Annotated in this window: 4 protein-coding genes and 1 pseudogene; 2 read left to right on the top strand and 3 right to left on the bottom strand. The window is 70.4% G+C overall.

What is annotated here, in order from left to right:
- Together G6026_RS09750 and G6026_RS09745 are read left to right on the top strand one after the other, a co-directional pair.
- Positions 1 to 424 (top strand): annotated as a pseudogene (locus G6026_RS09750) (acyl dehydratase); the annotation flags it as partial.
- Between the two features lie 26 nt (positions 425 to 450).
- Positions 451 to 1,209 carry an FCD domain-containing protein gene (locus tag G6026_RS09745; protein ID WP_231750282.1) on the top strand — a complete coding sequence of 253 codons (759 nt, stop codon included), beginning with the start codon at positions 451 to 453 and terminating at the stop codon, positions 1,207 to 1,209.
- Between the two features lie 14 nt (positions 1,210 to 1,223).
- On the opposite strand, the gene fabG is transcribed toward G6026_RS09745, so the two are convergent.
- The 3 genes from fabG to G6026_RS17300 form a co-directional block, all read right to left on the bottom strand.
- Positions 1,224 to 1,964, bottom strand: a complete 741-nt coding sequence (fabG, locus tag G6026_RS09740; protein WP_182613047.1) for a 3-oxoacyl-ACP reductase FabG — start codon at positions 1,962 to 1,964, stop codon at positions 1,224 to 1,226.
- Entirely contained in the window at positions 1,945 to 3,132 is a 1,188-nt protein-coding gene (locus G6026_RS09735) for a CaiB/BaiF CoA-transferase family protein (RefSeq protein ID WP_182613046.1), read from the bottom strand. Before G6026_RS09735 ends, fabG begins: the two co-directional genes overlap by 20 nt.
- Positions 3,129 to 3,761, bottom strand: a 633-nt coding sequence (locus tag G6026_RS17300) for an acyl-CoA dehydrogenase (RefSeq protein WP_241728006.1), incomplete at its 5' end; no start/stop codon positions are given. The genes G6026_RS17300 and G6026_RS09735, both read right to left, overlap by 4 nt.

Genomic DNA, 3,761 nt, shown 5'->3' with positions numbered 1-3,761 from the left:
CGCCGTGGTCCCCGGAGCCGGCGACCCCCTCCCGTCCGAGGGCACCGTGATGCGCGCGGGCGCCGACGTGGTCTCCGGCGCCCCGGAGCTGGCCCGGCTCACCACCAACATCGCCCGGGCGCACCACGACGCCCGTGTCTCGGACTCCGGCCGGTTGGTCTACGGCGGCCACACCATCGGGCTCGCACTGGCCCAGGCCACCCGCGCACTGCCGACGATGCTCACCGTGCTCGGCTGGCACTCGTGCGACCACCTGGGCCCGGTCCGCGAGGGTGACACCCTAAGCAGCGACCTCGTGGTGGGGGCCGCTGACGACCTCCCCGGCGGCGGGACGGCGCTCGACCTCCGGTCACTCGTCACCGCCCACCGCGACGACGGCGACGCTCCCGTCCTGGACTGGTCGTTCACCGTTCTCATGCCCTGACGATCGAATCGGGGATAATGGTTGTCATGAGTTCAGGAGGCGGCGCTCGTCCGGGGATGGGTCGTCCCAAGAAGACCGCCCTCCTGGTGGCCCAGCAGATCGTCGAGGACATCTCCCGCCGCGGCAACACCGTCGGCGACCGGTTGCCGCCGGAACACCTCATGCTCGAGCACTACGGGGTCGGCCGCGGGACTCTGCGGGAGTCGCTGCGCTACCTGGAGTTGCAGGGCGTCCTCATGCTCAAGCCGGGCCCGGGTGGCGGGCCGATCGTGCAGCAACCGGACGGGGGGACGCTCGCCGCCACCCTGAGCCTGCTCCTGCAGTTCGAGAACGCCCCGTTCTCCACGATCATGGAGGCCCGCGCGGCGCTGGAGCCCACGATCGCCCGTCTGGCCACCGCGAGGATCGACGATGCCGGCCTGGCCCGACTCGCCGAGAACCTCCGCCTGACCCGGGAGGAGCTGACCGATCAGGCCGCCTTCTCCGCGCATTCCGAGCGCTTCCACGAACTCGTGGCCTGGAGCTCCGGGAACGCGCTCTTCGGCTATCTCTTCGACGCCCTGAGCGGGTTGATCGCCGGCGCCTCGATGGGCATCACCTACCCGAGGCGACAGCGCGAGTTGACCTGCGACATCCACGAGGAGATCTACGCCGCCATCTCGGACGGCGACGGGGACACGGCGTCCCACCTGATGTCGGCCCACATCAACGAGCACACCACCTACCTGGAGAAGCGGTTCCACAAGGCGCTCGCACGGCCGATACGGTGGGACCTCGACGGCTGACCCGGCCGCGCGGCTCAGATATGGCGGCCGCCGGTGATCTCGAGAACCGTTCCGGTCATGTAGCTCGACATGTCGCTGGCCAGGAAGAGCACCACCTGCGCCACCTCTGAGGGCTCGCCGGCCCGGCCCATCGGGATCTCGGCCATCTTCTCGTCCCACACGTGTTGCGGCATCGCCAGCGTCATCGCGGTCCGGATGAGACCGGGCTGGATCGAGTTGATCCGCACGTTCTTGAAGGCGACCTCCTTGGCGGCGGCCTTGGTCAACCCGACGATCCCTGCCTTGGCGGCGGAGTAGTTGGTCTGGCCCTTGAGACCGACCTTCCCGGAGATCGAGGAGACGTTGACGATCGATCCTCCCCCGTGCTCCCGCATCCGTCCGGCGGCGGCGCGGGTGCCGTTCCACGTGCCCTTGAGGTGGATCGCGATGATGTCGTCGAACTGCTGCTCGGTCATCGTGCGCATGGTGGCGTCGCGGGTGACCCCGGCGTTGTTGACGAACACCCCGAGCGGCCCGAACGCATCCTCGGCCACGTCGATCAGGTGCTCGACCGCCGCGCCGTCGCGGACGTCGCAGTTGACGTAGCGCGCCCTGCCCTGACCGCCCAGCTCGTCGACCGCGGCCGCACCCGCCTCGTCGTCGATGTCCCCCACCACGACGCGCGCGCCGTTGTCGACGAAGGTCCGGGCGATCTCCAGCCCGATCCCGCGCGCGGCGCCGGTGACGACCGCCGTCCTACCCTCGAGCAGTGCCATGGGTGTCCTCTCCTCGTGTCCGACCGGCCAGTTCGGCCAGGATCGCGTCCGTGTGTTGCCCGAGCGCGGGCACCGGCCCCATCGGCAGCTCTACGTCTGCATAGTCGACGGGCGGCAGCAGTCCGCGTACGGGTCCTGCGGGGGTGTCGACCTGTCTCCACCGGTCCCGCGCGTCGAGCTGCGGGTGGTCGACCAGCCCCCCGACATCGTTGAGCCTGGCCGCCGGGACGCCGGCAGCGTCGAGCCGGTCGGCCAGCTCCTGGGACCCGTACTCCGCGGTCAGGGCGCTGATCAGCGCATCCACCTCCCCGCGTCGGGAGACCCGGGCGATGTTGGTGGCATACCGCTCGTCGTCGACGAGGTCCGGTCGTCCGAGAACCTCGCGCACCAACGCCGCCCAACCACGGTCGTTCTGTACGCCGATGAGCACCTGGCCGTCCGTGGTCGGAAAGGCGTCGTACGGACAGATCGAGGCGTGCGAGAGACCCATACGACCGAGCTGCCGGCCCTCGTACATCCGGACGTACATCGGGTGGCCCATCCACTCGGCCGTCGCCTCGAACATGGACACCTCGATAGTGGCTCCCCGCCCGGTCCGTTCCCGCCGGAACAACGCCGACTGGACGGCCGACAGTGCGTACATCCCGGTCGCGATATCGGAGACCGGGACGCCCGACTTGGAGGCGCTCTCGGGGGTGCCGGTGATCGAGCACAGACCCGACTCGGCCTGGATGAGCATGTCGTAGGCCTTCCGACCGGAGTACGGCCCCCCGTCGCCGTAGCCGGACAGGGTGACGACGACGAGCTCGTCCTTACGCTCCCGGAGGACGGCGGCTCCGAGGCCCAGCCGCTCCATCGCTCCGGGGGCCAGGTTGCTCAGGACCACGTCCGCGCGATCGGCCAGGTCGAGCGCGACCCGGCGACCGTGGCCGGAGGCCAGGTCGAGCGCGATGGATTCCTTTCCCCTGTTGAGCCAGACGAAGTGGGAGGCCTGGCCGTGGACGGCGTCGTCGTAGGACCGCGCGAAGTCGCCCTCACCAGGACGCTCGACCTTGATGACACGAGCGCCGAGGTCGGCGAGATGCCGGGTGGCCAGCGGGCCGGCGACGGCCTGTTCGACCGCCAGGACCGTGATCCCCTCGAGAGGGAGCGGTCCGTCGCCGCTCATCGCCCGTCGGCCTCGCGGGTCGCACCACGCATGAGCCCGCCACCGATGATGAGCTTCTGGATCTCACTCGTCCCCTCGTAGAGGCGCAGCAGGCGGATGTCCCGATAGACCCGCTCGACCGCGACACCGCGCATGTACCCGGTGCCACCGTGGATCTGCACGGCCAGGTCCGCGACCTTCCCGGCCATCTCGGTGCAGTACAGCTTGGCGACGGACGGGGCGATCCGTCGGTCCTCTCCCGAGACGTACTTGGCCGCCACCTCCCGCACGAGGGCCCGACCGGACATCACCCCCACCTGCTGGTCGGCGAGCATCGCCTGCACCAACTGGAAGTCCCCGACGAGGGTGCCCCCTTGCGTGGTGGTGGACGCGTAGGACAGCGACTCGTCGAGCGCCCGCTGCGCCGACCCCACGGCGACGGCGGCGATGTGCACGCGGCCGCGGGCCAGGGACGTCATCGCCGCGCGGTACCCGGCGTCCTCGTCTCCACCCACGAGCGCCGAGGCCGGGACCCGCACGCCGCTGAAGACCACCTCGGACGTCGAGGACCCCTCCTGCCCCATCTTCCGGTCCTTCGGCCCCACCGTGACCCCGGGCGCGTCGGCGGGGACGAGGAACACGGCGATGCC

The sequence above is a fragment of the Dietzia sp. DQ11-38-2 genome (genome assembly GCF_014145055.1).
Classification (GTDB): domain Bacteria; phylum Actinomycetota; class Actinomycetes; order Mycobacteriales; family Mycobacteriaceae; genus Dietzia.
Note: the sequence above shows the minus strand (reverse complement) of the source record. Positions and strands in the feature narration are given on the sequence as shown.